Origin of the sequence: Novosphingobium sp. PC22D (genome assembly GCF_002556635.1) — a bacterium.
Classification (GTDB): Bacteria; Pseudomonadota; Alphaproteobacteria; order Sphingomonadales; family Sphingomonadaceae; genus Novosphingobium.
In genome coordinates this window covers 453,180-466,254 of the sequence record NZ_MWMO01000001.1, presented here as the reverse complement: position 1 = coordinate 466,254, position 13,075 = coordinate 453,180, and the positions used below count along the sequence as shown (strand labels likewise).

The following is a 13,075-nucleotide window of genomic DNA, read 5'->3' as shown; positions in this document are numbered from 1 at the left end:
GCGCGAGTTGCGCCGCGCCACGCGCCTGCTAGGGCTGGACTGATGGAACCGGCCCGGACAGACATCGCCATCCTGGGCGGCGGACTAGCAGGCGGCCTTATCGCCCTGGCGATGGCCGCGCGCCGTCCGCAAACGCGCATGCTCTTGATCGAGCGCGATTCGCGGTGCGGCGGCGACCACGTCTGGTCGTTCTTCGAAAGCGATGTCGCCGCGCGCGACCGCGACCTGGTCGAACCGCTCGTGGTCAAGCGCTGGAGCGGCTACGACGTTGCTTTCCCCAAGCTTGCCCGCAGCCTCGCCACGCGATATTGCAGTGCAACAGGAACCAGCCTCGACGCGGCGCTTCGCGCCCGGCTGCCGGGCGATTCGCTGATGACCGGCGTGCAGGTCGCATCCGCCGGTGCCGAGTGCGTGACTCTGTCCGACGGCCGGGTGATCGAAGCGGGCGCGGTGATCGACGCGCGCGGGCCGCAGGCCCTGCCACATCTCGTCGGCGGCTGGCAGAAGTTCGCGGGACGCCTGCTGCGCCTGGCCGCGCCACACGGGCTCGAGCGCCCGCTGGTGATGGACGCGACCGTCGCGCAACACGACGGCTATCGCTTCGTCTACTGCCTGCCCTTCTCGTCCACCGAGGTCTTCGTCGAGGACACCTATTATTCCGACGGGCCTCAGCTCGACCCCGCCATGCTGCATCGCCGCATCGCCGACTACGCGGCGCAACGCGGCTGGCGGGTCGAGAGCCACGCGATGGATGAAACCGGCGTGCTCCCCGTGATCGCGGGCGGCGATTTCGACGCGTTCTGGCGCGCATCCGCGTGCGGCCCCGCGCCGGCGGGCGCGCGCGCCGGTCTGTTCCACCCGCTCACCAGCTACTCGCTGCCCGACGCGGTGCGGTTCGCCAGCGCACTTTGCGTACTCGACAAGCTCTCGAGCGACGCCGTAGGAAGGTTCGGTCATGCCTGGGCAGCGAAGCATTGGCGCGAGGGGCGCTTCTACCGGATGTTGAGCCGCATGCTCTTCGCCGCCGCCGAACCCGGCGAGCGCTGGCGCGTCCTGCAGCGCTTCTACGGTCTCTCCGAAGGGCTGATCGAAAGGTTCTACGCGGGCGAATCCACTGCCGCCGATCGCCTGCGCATTCTCGCGGGCAAGCCGCCGGTTCCGCTCGGCGCCGCGATGCGCAGCCTTGCCGGGCGCGGCCGGACGATCGGGAGCCTGGGATGACGCGGGCCTGCGTCATCGGCGCCGGCTTCGGCGGACTCGCGCTCGCGGTGCGGCTGCAATCCGCCGGGATCGAGACGACGCTGATCGAGGCGCGCGACAAGGTTGGCGGGCGCGGCTACGCCTGGGAGCGCGACGGATTCACCTTCGATGCCGGACCCACGGTGATTACCGATCCGGCCTGCCTCAAGGAATTGTGGGCGCTGTCGGGCTCGGACATCGCGCAGGACGTCGAACTCATGCCCGTGATGCCGTTCTACCGGCTCAACTGGGCCGATGGCGTCACTTTCGACTATTCGAACGACGAAGCCGCCCTGCGCCGCGAGATCGCCCGTATCGCGCCCGACGACCTCGCCGGCTACGACGATTTCCTGCACTATTCGGCCGGCGTCTTCCAGGAAGGCTACGTCAAGCTCGGACACGAGGCGTTCCTCAACTTTTCGAGCATGATCAAGGCGGCGCCCGCACTCGCGCGGTATCAGGCCTGGCGCTCGGTCTACTCGATCGTCTCCTCCTACGTCTCGAGCCCCAAGCTGCGCGAGGCGCTCTCGTTCCACACGCTGCTGGTGGGCGGCAATCCGATGACCACGAGCGCGATCTACGCGCTGATCCACAAGCTCGAAAAGGACGGCGGCGTGTGGTGGGCGCGCGGCGGGACCAACAAGCTCGCGCAGGGCATGGCGGCGCTGTTCGAACGGCTGGGCGGCACCGTGATGCTCGGCGATCCGGTGGTGCAGGTGCACACCGTGGGCGACCGTGTCACCGAAGTCGAGACGAACAGCGGCTGGAAGCAGCGCTTCGACGCCATCGCCAGCAACGGCGACATCGTGCACACTTATCGCGACCTGCTCTCGGGCAGCCTGCGCGGGCGCGAGATGGGCCGCAAGCTCGCCGCCAAGCGCTTTTCGCCAAGCCTGTTCCTGGTGCACTTCGGGCTCGAGGGGACCTGGCCGGGCATCCCGCACCACACGATCCTGTTCGGACCGCGCTACAAGGGGCTGCTCGAGGACATCTACCAGCACGGCGTGCTCCCGCGCGATTTCTCGATCTACCTGCACCATCCCACCGTCACCGATCCTTCGATGGCGCCGGAGGGGCACAGTACGTTCTACGCGCTGATTCCGGTCGCGCACATGGGCAAGCTGCCGATCGACTGGGACGAAGTCGGCCCCGAACTCGAGACCCGCGTGCTCGACGAGGTCGGCCGCCGCCTCATCCCCGACATCCATGAGCGGATCGTCACGAAGTTCCACTACGCGCCCACCGATTTCGCGCATGATCTCGCCGCCTATCAGGGCAGCGCCTTCAGCCTCGAGCCCATCCTGACGCAAAGCGCCTGGTTTCGCGGCCACAACCGCGACGACGGGCTGAAGAATTTCTATCTCGCGGGCGCGGGCACGCATCCCGGCGCGGGCATCCCCGGCGTCGTCGGCAGCGCCAAGGCGACGGCGAAACTCATGCTGGAGGATCTGAAGTGAAGCGCCTCGCGGTCTACTGCGGCTCGGCCACGCCCGCCGATCCACGCTACATGGAACTGGCGCGCGAAGTGGGCGCAACGCTGGCCGCCGAGGGAATCGGCGTGGTCTACGGCGGCGGCCGGCTGGGGCTGATGGGCGCGGTCGCGGGCTCGGCGCTGCTCAAGGGCGGCGAAGTGATCGGCGTGATCCCCGAAGCATTGGTGTCCGCCGAAGTCGCCAATTATGATTGCGACCTCACGATCGTATCCGACATGCACGAACGCAAGGCCGCCTTCACGCGCATGGCGGACGGCTTCCTGATCCTGCCCGGCGGCGTCGGCACGATGGACGAGCTGTGGGAGGCCGTGAGCTGGGCGCAGCTCGGCTATCACGCCAAGCCGATCGGCGTGCTCAACGCTTTCGGCTTCTACGATCACCTGCTCGCCTTCAATCGCCACATGGCCGAAGTCGGCTTCGTGCGGACCCAGCACACCGGGCTGATCATGTCCGAGCACGAACTCGACCTGCTGCTCGAGCGGATGCGCGCGCACGAGCCGGTGCATCCCATCTTCAAGATGCGATCCGACGAGCTCTAGCGCGCCCATGGCGATCGAAAACCTGCATGCGCGGGCAAGGAGAGACCTGCTCGTCGTGCAGGCACGGCAGGCGATCCGCAAAGGCTCGAAAAGTTTCGCCGCCGCGAGCCGCCTGTTCGACCGCGAAACGCGCGAGCGGGTCTGGATGCTTTACGCCTGGTGCCGCGCCTGCGACGACCTCGCCGACGCGCAGGACATGGGCGGCGCGCTGGGACCGCAGGAAGACGCCGCCTCCCGGCTCGCGACGATCCGCGCGCGAACCGCGCTGGCCTTTGCCGGGGAAGCCAGCGGCGATCCGGCCTTCGATGCGCTCGGCCTGCTCGCCACCGAGACCCCGATAACGCCCGAGATGGCGAACGACGTGATCGAGGGCTTTGCTCTCGATGCGAAGGAATGGCGGCCGCGCAGCGAAGCCGACATGCTGCGCTATTGCTACCACGTCGCGGGTGCGGTCGGCGTGATGATGGCGGCGGTGATGGGCGTGCCCGCCATCGAGGACGAAACGCTCGACGCCGCCTGCGACCTCGGCCTCGCCTTCCAGCTCTCGAACATCGTGCGCGACGTGTGGGAGGACGACGCGGCGGGGCGCTGCTACCTGCCGGTCGAATGGCTGGTCGAGGCCGATATCCCGCCCGGAGAGATCACCAAGCCGCACTATCGCCATGCGCTGGTGCCCATGGTCGCGCGCGCCTGCGAACTGGCGCGCGGCTACGAAGCCTCGGCCCGGGTCGGCGCGGCACGGCTGCGCTTTCGCCAGCGCTGGGCGGTGCTGTCGGCGGCGAACATCTACGGCGCGATCGGGCGCGAGGTCGAGCGGCTCGGCGCGCACGCCTGGGACCGCCGCGTCCACACCAGCCGCGTCGCCAAGCTCGGCCACGTCGGCCGCGGCTTCGTCCAAGCGCTCCGCGCGCCGGCCCCGGTGCGGCGTCCCGGGCCCGGACGGCGCGAGCTGTCGGCGATGGCGAAGCGCTGAGGCGCGGGACCGAGCCCCCCGCTCAGCCGTGCCTGGGCGGATTCAACCGGCGGAACAGGCGGCCACGCTCCGAATAGAGCACCAGCGCGATCGCGAGGAGCCCGGCGATCAGCATCGAGATCAGCAGCGGAACCGGCGTGCCGTCGTAGGCCTGACCGATCACGATGCCGAGCACCGCGCCGCCGACCAGCCGGACGAACATCATCACGGAGGCGGCCGCGCCCGCGGTCCGCGCGAAGGGCTGCAGCGCTATCGACTGGTAGTTGGCGCCGATGAACGACATCATGCACATGCTCGCCGTCATCAGCGGAGCGAAGGCCCACAGGTCCTCGCCGCCCGAGGCCACGGCGAGGTGGGCGAGCGCGATCGTGATGTAGAACAGCGTCGCCGCGTGCGAGACCCGGCGCGCGCCGAAGCGCTCGACGATGCGCGAATTGACGAAGTTCGTGCCCGACATGACCATCGCCATCGCTCCGAAGATAATCGGGAAGTACAGGCCCGCGCCGAAGTGCTCGGCGACGAGCTGCTGCGAGGAATTGATGTAGCCGAGCAAGGCCCCCTGGATGAAGGCGAGGCCGATGATGTAGCCGACCGCGCTACGCGTCCCCAACGCCTCGCCCATGTTGCGCAGGATCGCGCGCGGCATCACTGGCTGGCGATAGTCGTCGTGCAGCGTCTCGGGCAGGCGCGCCCCGATCCAGAACGCGACGCACAGCGACAGCAGCGCCATGATCGCGAAGATCGCCCGCCAGCCCGCGACGAGCAGCACCGCCTGCCCGAGCATCGGCGCGATCATCGGCACGACCATGAAGACCATCGCCACCAGCGACTGGATGCGCGCCATCCTGTCGCCGTCGAAGCGGTCACGGATGACCGCCATCGGCAGCACGATCATTCCCGAGGTGAACAGGCCGGTCAGCGCGCGCATGACCAGCAGCGCGTTGAAGTCCGTGACGAGCGCGCAGCCGAGCGAGAGCGTGAAGTAGGCGGCGAGGCACGCCAGCAGCACCGGGCGCCGTCCGAAGCGGTCGGACAATGCCCCCGGAATCAGCGAACCGAGCCCACTGCACACAAGGAACACACCAACCACGAGCTGGCGGTCGTTGGGATCGCTGAGCCCGAGATCGCGCGACATGGTGCCGAGCGCGGGCAGCATGATGTCGATCGCCAGCGCCTGCAACGCCTGGAGCGCGGCCATCATGGCGACGAACTCGCCTTCGCTTACCGCAAAGGGCGCGTTGGGGGACTGGGGCGAACGCATGGCGCGGCTCATGGCCGAAAGCGTGCCGGCAGGAAAGCGAAGTTTTCGCAACTGCGAAGTCGGCGAGCGAATGGCGGCGCGCCGTGGTCGCAAGACCATGGGCGGCCGCGACCCGCTGGGCTATAGCGGATGCATGACCGGCGCGAGCGCTATCGACGAGGACGAGGGCGACGAGGATGCGGGCATCCGCAAGATCATCCACGTCGACATGGACGCTTTCTTCGCCAGCGTCGAACAGCGCGACTTTCCCGAACTGCGCGGCAAACCCGTCGCTGTCGGCGGCTCCTCGGGCCGCGGCGTGGTCGCAGCGGCGAGCTACGAGGCGCGGCGCTTCGGCGTGCGCTCGGCGATGCCCTCGGCCCGCGCGGCCCGGCTGTGCCCCGACCTCATCTTCCGCAAGTCGCGCTTCGACGTCTATCGCGAAGTCTCGGCCCAGATCCGCGCGATCTTTCTCGACTATACCCCCCACGTCGAGCCGCTGAGTCTCGATGAAGCCTATCTCGACGTGACCGAGGACCTGAAGGGCATCGGTTCGGCGACGCGCATCGCCGAGACCATCCGCCGCCGCATCCGCGAGGAAACGCGGCTCACGGCCAGCGCGGGCGTTTCGTACAACAAGTTCCTCGCCAAGCTCGCGAGCGACCAGAACAAGCCCGACGGGCTGTGCGTGATCCGCCCCGGCGAAGGCGCGGCCTTCGTCGCGAACCTGCCGGTGCGCCGGTTCCACGGCGTCGGCCCGCGCGGCGCGGAGAAGATGGCGAGCCTCGGCATCGCCACCGGCGCCGATCTCGCCGCCAGGGACCTCGCCTTCCTGCGCGCGCATTTCGGCAGCTTCGCCGAGTACCTGTTTCGCGCCGCGCGCGGCATCGACCTGCGGCGTGTCAGGGCGAACCGCGAACGCAAGTCGGTGGGCGGCGAGCGCACCTTCGCCATCAACATCGCAGAGCCCGGCGAAGTGCTCGCCACGCTCGACACCATCGTCGACATCGTCTGGGAGCGGATCGAGCGCGCCGAGGCGAGCGGCCGCACGGTCACGCTCAAGCTGCGCTACGCCGACTTCCGGACCGTCACGCGGGCGCGCTCGGTCCCGCATATCGTGACGGACAAGGCCGAGTTCGCGCGGCTCGGGCATGCACTGCTCGACGAGCTGATGCCGCTGCAACAACCGGTGCGGCTCATGGGCCTCACTCTGTCCGCCCTCACCCGCGCCGAATCCGATGTCCGCGAAGAAGGCGGCGATCAACTGTCGCTGCTGTAACCCTGCAAGAGCGCGATGCGCCGCACGACCGCTGGCCCCAGCGGTTCGGGCAAGGCGTCGAGCGGGAAATAGCGCGCCTCGAGAATTTCGCGGCCGTCGGGACGGACCGGTCCGGCGAGGCGGGCGTGGAATACGAAGGCGGCATGCGGCGCACCCGATATGGTTTCGTCCAGCCGCCCGATCAGTTCGAGCGACTCGATCGCGCAGCCCAGTTCCTCGCGAATCTCGCGGCGCGCGCAGTCGGCGGGTGCCTCGCCCCGCTTGCATCCGCCGCCCGGGAACAGCCAGGCCTCCTCGCCGTAGGAATGGCGCACCATGAGGATTGGCCCGTCCGGATCCTGCACAATCACCGAAGCCCCGACCAGTTGCGGACGAACGATCCGGCGCCAATGGCGCATGAGCCTGCTGCCCACGCGTAGCGCCAACCTGTGCAGCGGAGCCGGGATCAGGTGAAGCATGTCACCTGCTGGCTGGCCGCGCCGAGCAGGCGGGCGACGGGAAGGTCGCCACGCCCTTGCGCCGCCTCCTCGAACACCGCGCGCTTCTCCTCGCCACGGATGACGAAGACGAGTTCGTCGCTGTCGAGCAGCGCCGGGATGGTCAACGTCACGCGGTCGAACGGCGCTTCGGGTGGGAGCGGATCGGGCGTCAGCCGGCGCACCGCGCGCGGATCGTCGATCCGCGGGTCGGTATTGGGGAAGAGCGAGGCTATATGGCCGTCGGCGCCCATCCCGAGCCAGGCGAGCGCGAAATGCGGCGGGCGCGCGTCGACCGAAAGCGGCACGATCTTCGCGCCGGCGGGCGCAAGCCGTTCGCGAATGCGACCGACGTTGCTGGCCGGGTGCGCCTCGTCGACCAGCCGGTCGTCGCCCGGCCAGACGGCGATCCGCGGCCAGGCGATCGGCCGGTCCGCGAGCGCGGCAAGAATCGGGAACGGCGTCGAGCCGCCCGGAACGCTCACCGCGATCTCGCCGGCAGCGGTTTCGAGGGCAGCGGCAAGGCGCGCTTCGAGCCAGTCGGCAATCGCCAGATCGTCGGCCCCTGCGATAAACTCTATGTGCGGCATCAGCGCGATGCCTAGCACGCGGACGCGGCGAGCGGGAGGGGCGACGGCCGGTCCGCAGACCGGCCGCACCCCTTGCGCCAAAGCGCCGGATCAGGCGAGAATCTCGCGCAGGAACCAGGCGCGCTGCTCGGCCTGATCGGTCCAGTCGTCCATCATGCCGTCGGTGGCGTTGTCGCCGGCCTCCCCGGCCGCCGCCTTCACTTCGCGCAGTCTGGCGATGAGGGTCTGGTTGTCGTCGAAGAGTTCCTTGACCATCGCCATCGCATCGAGGCTCGTGTCGTCCTGCGGCTTGATCTGGGTCTTGGCCGCGATCGCCGAAGGGCTGGTCAGCGTCGTGCCGCCGATCTTGCGCACGCGCTCGGCGATGAGGTCGACAAGGCCGAAAACCTCGGTGGCATGCGTGTCGAACAGCAGGTGCAGGTCGTGGAACTGAGGCCCCTTGACGTGCCAGTGGAAGTTCTTGGTCTTGACGTAGAGCGAGAACGTGTCCGCCAGCAGCCCGTTAAGGCTGTCGATCAGGGCGCCCTTGGAATTGTCGTTGCTGCTCATGGTTGCTGCCTCCTTGTCCTGTGCCGCATGATATCGTTCGGTGCGATTGGATATCGTGATGGGAAACGCGCATGAAAAGATGGCGGAACGATCGAATATTCCGATCAGAGTATGCCGCTTTCACGAAAGGCCACGATGATCGCCGCGACGAGCAACAGCGCGCCGACCGCGCGGCGCGCATGGCGGGCGCCGGGGCTCATCGCGAACTGGGGAAAAGCCCATGCCGCGCCGGCCAGAACCGCTCCACCGATGGCGCCGCCAAGGCCCGAGGCAAGCGGCGCCGCCATCCCCGCGGCGAGGCCGAACGTGATGAAGCGCGGCGCGTCGGTCACCTGGTGCGCCAGCAGCAGGAGCGCGAGCGCGCCGAGCGATCGGGTCGGCTCGCTGGGAACCTTGCGCGGCGCGATCGCCAGCGATTCCGCGCCCGCCAGACCGAGCGCGATGGCGACGAACCAGATCCGCGCGGGCGGCGGTAGCAACGGCCGGAACAGCGTCGCGGCGTAGGCGGCGAGCGCGGCGGTGGCGATGCTCACGAGGATCGCGACGACGAGCACCGCCGGACGCTGGCCCTGCGCCCGCGTCAGACCGGCGATGTCCGCCTGGTCGCGCGCGCGCCATCCCGAGAGCAGGACCGCGATCAGCGTGAGGTAGAACGCGGGCATGCCGGGCGCGGGCTTCGTCAGTCGACCGGATCGGCGGCAGGCGCCGTCTGCGCCGTCGGCCCGGCGCGCGGCGGGGCGAGTGCCATCAGGTCGTTGCCTGTCGGCGTCTGGAAGACCTTCAGTCCGAACTGCGGAAGGATCGCCAGCAAGTGGTCGAAGATGTCGGCCTGGATACTCTCGTACTCCGCCCAGGCGATGGTATCGGTGAAGCAGTAGAGTTCGAGCGGAAGTCCCTGATCGGAAGGCTCGAGCTGGCGCACCAGCAAGGTGCCGCGCTTGGCGATGTGGGGATGCGCCCTGAGGTAGGCGATCACATAAGCGCGAAACGTGCCGATATTGGTGGGCCGCCGCTTGTTGACTGGCTCGTCGCCGGCTTCGCGGGCGTTGGCCGCGTTCCATTCCTTAAGCTCGGCCTCCTTGGCCGCCATGTATTCGTGGAGCAGGCGAAACCGGCGCAGGTTCTCCCAACCCTGGACGTCCAGGAAGTCGATCGTCGTCTGGTCGATGGGGATCGCGCGCTTGATCCGCCGGCCGCCCCACTCGCGCATGAAGCGCCAGTTTCGGTACGAATCGGAAACCAGCAGGTGCGTCGGGATCGTCGTTACGGTCTTGTCGAAGTTCTGCACTTTCACCGTATGCAGCGAGATGTCGATGACATCCCCGTCGGCATTGAGCTGGGGCATCTCGATCCAGTCGCCCACGCGCAGCATGTCGTTCGAGCGCAGTTGCACCGAAGCGACCAGCGAGAGGATCGTGTCGCGAAAGATCAGCATCAGCACTGCGGCAAGCGCGCCCAGGCCGGACAGCAGGATCAGCGGCGATTCGCCGACCAGCGTCGCCACGATCAGGATCGTCGCGGCCGCGTAGACCACGATCTTGGCGACCTGGATATAGCCCTTGATCGGCCGGCTGGCCGCCTCCGGCTTGAGCTCGTAGGCGTCGTTGGCAAGTTCGAGCAGGTCGCACAGAGCGCGCGCGATCGTGTAAACGATGAACGCGCCCGTCAGCGCCTGAACCACCACCACGACCTTGTCGGGCATGCCCGCGACGACCGCGATGCCGTTCATGATAGCGACGGCGGGCACGATATTGGCGAGGTGCGCGACGAGCTCGCGCGCGTCCTGCGCTTCGTTGCGCAGCGGCGTGCGGGCGATCACCGCGCTTACCGGACGAACGGTCACGATCTTGGCCAGCCAGTTCGTCAGCCAGGCAAAAAGCAGCAAGCCGGCCAGGCCCGCCAGCGCCTCCGCCCAGGGATGCGCGGCCAGAAAATTGCCTATGGTGTCGAACACCGCGATCGGATCCTCCTCGTGCCTCGGTCGCGCGGGCTACATGCCGTCCGAACCCGGCCAAGGCAACCGGGTGCCTCGCTCGCCCGGCAAGGCCGCTCAGGCGCGAGCAGGAATTACGGGGTGGTTTCGCACCTGCGAATAGTGCAAGAGTGACCGCTCATGACAATTGACAGCGACGATTGCGAGACCTTGGCCCCGCACCTCCTGCCCGATCCCGCCCCCATCGCGAGCCGTGACGGCACCTCACTGTTTCTCGATTTCGACGGCACGCTCGTCGAGATCGCCGACCATCCCGACCGGATCGCCGTCGCGCCCGGGCTCGGCGCGATGCTCGAAGCGCTGTCGGAAAAGCTCGCCGGTCGCCTTGCGATCGTCAGCGGTCGCGCGCTCGCCGATCTCGATCGCCACCTCGGCCCGATCGCGGTCGCCATGGCCGGATCGCACGGCGGCGAATTCCGCGAGGCCGGTTCGTCGGTCGTCTCCGCGCTTGCCGAACCGCTGCCCGAACGCGTGCTGGCAGACCTGCGCGCGCTGGCCGAGGCGCAGGGCGGCCTGCTGGTCGAGGCCAAGCCGTTCAGCGCCGCGATCCACTATCGCAGCGATATCTCGGTGCGCGACGCGGTGCTCGACACGGCCGAGCGGATCGCGCGCACCGAGGGGCTCGGCCTCAAGCACGGCAAGATGGTGGTCGAACTGGTCATGCCCGGCTCGGACAAGGGCGCCGCGGTCGAGCGCTTCATGACGCTGGCCGAATTCGCCGGCACGCGGCCGATCTTCGCGGGCGACGACGTGACCGACGAGGACGCCTTCCGCGCGGTCATGCCCTTCGGCGGCGGCGGCGTTCTGGTCGGCCCGATGCGCGAGACGACCGCCGTCTGGCGTCTGGCCGACGTGGCCGCCGTCCACCGCTGGCTCAACGCCGCGCTTGAGGAAACGCCCTGATGAGTTCGCTGGAGTTGTGGCCGATCGGCAATTGCCAGGTGAGCGGACTGATCGACGACACTGGCTCGCTCGTCTGGGGCTGCGTCCCGCGCGTGGACGGCGACCCGACCTTCTGCGCGCTTCTGCGCGGCGAAGCGGGGCACGAACTGGGCACCTGGCGATTCGAGCTGGACGACCAGGTCTCGGCCACCCAGGAATACGTCCGCAACACGCCGATCCTGCGCACGCGGCTGGAGGACGGCTACGGCGGCAAGGTCGACGTCTTCAGCTTCTGCCCGCGCTTCGAGCGTTCGGGACGCATGTTCCGCCCGGTGTCCTACATCCGCATCGTGCGGCCCGTCTGCGGCTCGCCGCGGCTCAAGGTCCTGCTGACGCCGATGAACGGCTACGGCACCGCGCAGGCGCCGATCACGCACGGCACCAACCACATCCGCTATCTCAACGACCGCTCGGCGATGCGGCTGACCACCGACGCGCCGGTGGGCTATATCCTCGACGAGCGCCACTTCCGTGTCGAGAACCCGCTGCACTTCTACCTCGGCCCCGACGAACCGTTCTCGGGCAACGTCGGTCGCGAGGTCGAGACGATGCTCGAGCGGACCGAGAGCTACTGGCGCCACTGGGTGCGCGGCCTGGCGACGCCGATGGACTGGCAGGATGCGGTGATCCGCGCCGCGATCACGCTCAAGCTGTGCCAGCACGAGGAAACCGGCGCGATCGTCGCGGCGCTCACCACCTCGATCCCCGAACACGCGGTGAAGGACGGTGAGACCGGGCGCAACTGGGACTACCGCTACTGCTGGATCCGTGACGCCTATTACACGGTCCAGGCGCTCAACCGGCTGGGCGCGCTCGACGTGCTCGAGAAATACCTGTCGTACCTGCGCAACCTCGTCGACGACGCCGATGCGGGCGTGATCCAACCGCTCTACGCAGTGAGCGGCGCCAAGGAGATCATCGAGTGGGAGGCCGAGTGCCTGCCCGGCTACCGCAGCATGGGCCCGGTGCGCATCGGCAATGCCGCCTACTACCAGCTCCAGAACGACTGCTACGGCCAGATCATCATCCCGAACATCCAGGCCTTTTCCGACAAGCGCCTGCTGCGCATGGCCAACGAAGACGATTTCACCAGCCTCGAGAAGGTCGGCGAGATGGCCTGGAAGCTGCATGACCAACCAGATGCCGGTCTGTGGGAACTGCGCACCCGCGCCGCGGTGCACACTTATTCCAGCGTGATGTGCTGGGCCGCCTGCGACCGCCTCGCCAATGCCGCCGAACGTCTTGGCCTGACCGATCGGCAGACACTGTGGCGCCAGCGCGCCGATGCGATCTCCAGGAACATCGAAGAGGGCGCCTGGGATGCGGAAGGCGGCCACTACGCCGCCAGCTTCGGCGGCAGGGAACTCGACGCGAGCCTGCTGCAGATGGTCGAACTGCGTTACGTCAAACCCGACGATCCGCGTTTCCAGGCGACGCTTCAGGCAGTCGAGAAGGTCTTGCGGCGCGGCGAACACATGCTGCGCTATGCCAACGAAGACGACTTCGGCCTGCCCGAGACCGCGTTCAACATCTGCACGTTCTGGCTGATCGAGGCGCTGCACCTCGATGGACGCGACGAAGAAGCCAAGACGCTGTTCGAGGCGATGCTCGCCCATCGCACCAAGTCCGGCTTGCTGTCCGAAGACATGGACTTCGAAACCGGCGAGCTGTGGGGGAACTTTCCCCAGACCTATTCGCTTGTAGGAATAATAAACTGCGCCGGTCTCTTGTCGCGATCCTGGAGAGACTGGCGCTAGGTGCG

At 68.1% G+C, this 13,075-nt stretch carries 13 protein-coding genes; 7 read left to right on the top strand and 6 right to left on the bottom strand.

The annotated features are described in order from the left end of the window. The first annotated feature begins 42 nt into the window (after window positions 1–42). The 4 genes from crtY to B2G71_RS02145 are packed head-to-tail and all read left to right on the top strand — an operon-like array spanning window position 43 to window position 4,244. Window positions 43–1,221 carry a lycopene beta-cyclase CrtY gene (gene crtY, locus B2G71_RS02160; RefSeq protein WP_098104103.1) on the top strand — a complete coding sequence of 393 codons (1,179 nt, stop codon included), beginning with the start codon at window positions 43–45 and terminating at the stop codon, window positions 1,219–1,221. Then, entirely contained in the window at window positions 1,218–2,696 is a 1,479-nt protein-coding gene (locus tag B2G71_RS02155; RefSeq protein WP_098104102.1) for a phytoene desaturase, read from the top strand. Before crtY ends, B2G71_RS02155 begins: the two co-directional genes overlap by 4 nt. After that, window positions 2,693–3,271, top strand: a complete 579-nt coding sequence (locus tag B2G71_RS02150; protein ID WP_098104101.1) for a TIGR00730 family Rossman fold protein — start codon at window positions 2,693–2,695, stop codon at window positions 3,269–3,271. The genes B2G71_RS02155 and B2G71_RS02150 overlap by 4 nt, the downstream gene beginning before the upstream one ends. Window positions 3,272–3,278: 7 nt before the next feature. Beyond that, the gene (locus B2G71_RS02145; protein WP_098104100.1) at window positions 3,279–4,244 is read left to right on the top strand and encodes a phytoene/squalene synthase family protein; all 966 of its coding nucleotides are present in this window, start codon (window positions 3,279–3,281) and stop codon (window positions 4,242–4,244) included. Between the two features lie 22 nt (window positions 4,245–4,266). Here B2G71_RS02145 and B2G71_RS02140 read toward each other — a convergent pair whose 3' ends face one another. Beyond that, window positions 4,267–5,505, bottom strand: a complete 1,239-nt coding sequence (locus B2G71_RS02140; RefSeq protein WP_098104409.1) for a multidrug effflux MFS transporter — start codon at window positions 5,503–5,505, stop codon at window positions 4,267–4,269. Window positions 5,506–5,638: 133 nt separating this feature from the next. On the opposite strand from B2G71_RS02140, the gene dinB reads away from it, so the two are divergent. Then, window positions 5,639–6,763, top strand: a complete 1,125-nt coding sequence (gene dinB / locus B2G71_RS02135) for a DNA polymerase IV (RefSeq protein ID WP_098104408.1) — start codon at window positions 5,639–5,641, stop codon at window positions 6,761–6,763. Here dinB and B2G71_RS02130 read toward each other — a convergent pair. The 5 genes from B2G71_RS02130 to B2G71_RS02110 form a co-directional block, all read right to left on the bottom strand. Further along, on the bottom strand, window positions 6,745–7,221 hold the full coding sequence (locus B2G71_RS02130; protein ID WP_098104099.1) for an NUDIX domain-containing protein: 477 nt from the start codon (window positions 7,219–7,221) through the stop codon (window positions 6,745–6,747). The two genes, dinB and B2G71_RS02130, sit on opposite strands and share 19 nt — an antisense overlap. Next, window positions 7,209–7,829 carry a 6-phosphogluconolactonase gene (locus tag B2G71_RS02125; RefSeq protein WP_098104098.1) on the bottom strand — a complete coding sequence of 207 codons (621 nt, stop codon included), beginning with the start codon at window positions 7,827–7,829 and terminating at the stop codon, window positions 7,209–7,211. Before B2G71_RS02125 ends, B2G71_RS02130 begins: the two co-directional genes overlap by 13 nt. Window positions 7,830–7,919: 90 nt before the next feature. After that, on the bottom strand, window positions 7,920–8,378 hold the full coding sequence (locus B2G71_RS02120) for a DNA starvation/stationary phase protection protein (protein ID WP_098104097.1): 459 nt from the start codon (window positions 8,376–8,378) through the stop codon (window positions 7,920–7,922). Between the two features lie 104 nt (window positions 8,379–8,482). Further along, window positions 8,483–9,040 (bottom strand): hypothetical protein, encoded by a 558-nt coding sequence (locus tag B2G71_RS02115; protein WP_098104096.1) that lies wholly within the window; start codon window positions 9,038–9,040, stop codon window positions 8,483–8,485. Between the two features lie 17 nt (window positions 9,041–9,057). Beyond that, window positions 9,058–10,332 (bottom strand): mechanosensitive ion channel domain-containing protein, encoded by a 1,275-nt coding sequence (locus B2G71_RS02110; RefSeq protein WP_206049250.1) that lies wholly within the window; start codon window positions 10,330–10,332, stop codon window positions 9,058–9,060. A gap of 159 nt (window positions 10,333–10,491) precedes the next feature. Between B2G71_RS02110 and otsB the strand changes: the two genes are divergently transcribed. Next, entirely contained in the window at window positions 10,492–11,274 is a 783-nt protein-coding gene (otsB, locus tag B2G71_RS02105; protein WP_098104094.1) for a trehalose-phosphatase, read from the top strand. Continuing rightward, complete coding sequence (locus B2G71_RS02100) at window positions 11,274–13,070, top strand: glycoside hydrolase family 15 protein (protein ID WP_098104093.1); 1,797 nt, start codon at window positions 11,274–11,276, stop codon at window positions 13,068–13,070. Before otsB ends, B2G71_RS02100 begins: the two co-directional genes overlap by 1 nt. Window positions 13,071–13,075 lie beyond the last annotated feature (5 nt).

What these genes read in the sequence shown, in the direction of transcription:
- crtY (WP_098104103.1), top strand. Translation starts at nt 43, where the DNA reads ATGGAACCGGCCCGGACAGACATCGCCATCCTGGGCGGCGGACTAGCA.
- B2G71_RS02155 (WP_098104102.1), top strand. Translation starts at nt 1,218, where the DNA reads ATGACGCGGGCCTGCGTCATCGGCGCCGGCTTCGGCGGACTCGCGCTC.
- B2G71_RS02145 (WP_098104100.1), top strand. Translation starts at nt 3,279, where the DNA reads ATGGCGATCGAAAACCTGCATGCGCGGGCAAGGAGAGACCTGCTCGTC.
- B2G71_RS02140 (WP_098104409.1), bottom strand. Translation starts at nt 5,505, where the DNA reads ATGCGTTCGCCCCAGTCCCCCAACGCGCCCTTTGCGGTAAGCGAAGGC.
- dinB (WP_098104408.1), top strand. Translation starts at nt 5,639, where the DNA reads ATGACCGGCGCGAGCGCTATCGACGAGGACGAGGGCGACGAGGATGCG.
- B2G71_RS02130 (WP_098104099.1), bottom strand. Translation starts at nt 7,221, where the DNA reads ATGCTTCACCTGATCCCGGCTCCGCTGCACAGGTTGGCGCTACGCGTG.
- B2G71_RS02125 (WP_098104098.1), bottom strand. Translation starts at nt 7,829, where the DNA reads ATGCCGCACATAGAGTTTATCGCAGGGGCCGACGATCTGGCGATTGCC.
- B2G71_RS02120 (WP_098104097.1), bottom strand. Translation starts at nt 8,378, where the DNA reads ATGAGCAGCAACGACAATTCCAAGGGCGCCCTGATCGACAGCCTTAAC.
- B2G71_RS02115 (WP_098104096.1), bottom strand. Translation starts at nt 9,040, where the DNA reads ATGCCCGCGTTCTACCTCACGCTGATCGCGGTCCTGCTCTCGGGATGG.
- otsB (WP_098104094.1), top strand. Translation starts at nt 10,492, where the DNA reads ATGACAATTGACAGCGACGATTGCGAGACCTTGGCCCCGCACCTCCTG.
- B2G71_RS02100 (WP_098104093.1), top strand. Translation starts at nt 11,274, where the DNA reads ATGAGTTCGCTGGAGTTGTGGCCGATCGGCAATTGCCAGGTGAGCGGA.